At 70.1% G+C, this 1211-nt stretch carries 1 protein-coding gene; it reads left to right on the forward strand.

The annotated features are described in order from the left end of the window. Positions 1–29: 29 nt before the first annotated feature. A complete protein-coding gene (locus AB0C76_RS41445; protein WP_359975990.1) occupies positions 30–1172 on the forward strand; it encodes an IS30 family transposase in 1143 nt (380 codons plus the stop codon). The last annotated feature ends 39 nt before the right edge of the window (positions 1173–1211 follow it).

Consider the following 1211-nt stretch of genomic DNA (forward strand, 5'->3'; position numbering starts at 1 on the left):
GCCGGGAGCGGGCGGCATACTCCCGGCTCATGCAGCAGGGCTACAGCAACACCGAGGCGTGCCGGATCGTGGGCATCGATCAGCGGACCGGCCGCAAGTGGCGCAACGGTCGCAGCGCCGAGGGCCGGCAGAAGGCGGCACCACCGATCCGCTCGGTGGTGCCGCCTTCCGACACATCCAGGTACCTGCGCGAGGACGAGCGGATCCATATCGCCGACCGGCTGCGGGAGAAGGCCACCGTCCGCCAGATCGCCGCCGAGTTGGGCCGCAGTCCGTCTACGGTCAGCCGGGAGATCCGCCGCAACCGCACCGACGGCACCCGGGGCCAGTGGCACTACCGGCCGCACGCGGCCCAGGCCCGCGCCGACGCTCGCCGTCCACGTCCCAAACCCCGCAAGATCAGCAGCAATCCACAGCTGCGGGACGCCGTCCAGGCGATGCTGCACGAGCGGTGGAGCCCTGAGCAGATATGCCACGCTCTGCGGGCACAGTTCCCCGACCGGCCGGAGATGCACGTGGTCCACGAAACCGTCTACCAGGCGCTCTACATCCAGGGCCGCGGCGAGCTGAGGCGCGAGCTGGCCGGCGCCCTGCGCTCCGGCCGGGCCCGCCGCAGGCCCCAGCGTCAGGCCAACTGTCGCCAGCCCCGTTTCACCGACCCGATGGTCATGATCAGTGAACGCCCGGCCGAGGCCGAGGACCGGGCGATTCCCGGGCACTGGGAAGGCGACCTGATCATCGGCAAGGACGGCGCCTCCGCGATCGGCACCCTGGTCGAGCGCGCCACCCGCTACGTGATGCTCCTGCACCTGCCGAACGGCCGCACCGCCGAGCAGGTCCGCGACGCCCTCGTGGAAACCGTCCAGACCCTGCCCGCCCACCTGAAGCGATCGCTGACCTGGGACCAGGGATCCGAGATGGCCGCCCACAAGAGCTTCACCGTCGCCACCAACGTCCCGGTCTACTTCTGCGACCCGGCGAGTCCCTGGCAACGCGGCTCGAACGAGAACACCAACGGCCTGCTGCGGCAGTACTTCCCCAAGGGCACCGACCTGTCCGTCCACACGCCCGAGGACCTGGTCACCGTCGCCGACCAGCTCAACCGCCGCCCACGCAAAACGCTCGGCTGGGAAACCCCAGCCGAGCGCCTGCATAAACTCATCGCGGCCTAACCAACCGACCACGTGTTGCGACGACCGCTAGAAACCGCC

The organism is Kitasatospora sp. NPDC048722 (genome assembly GCF_040650235.1).
Taxonomy (GTDB): domain Bacteria; phylum Actinomycetota; class Actinomycetes; order Streptomycetales; family Streptomycetaceae; genus Kitasatospora.

Coding starts and splice junctions, on each gene's coding strand:
- AB0C76_RS41445 (WP_359975990.1), top strand. CDS start 30: ATGCAGCAGGGCTACAGCAACACCGAGGCGTGCCGGATCGTGGGCATC.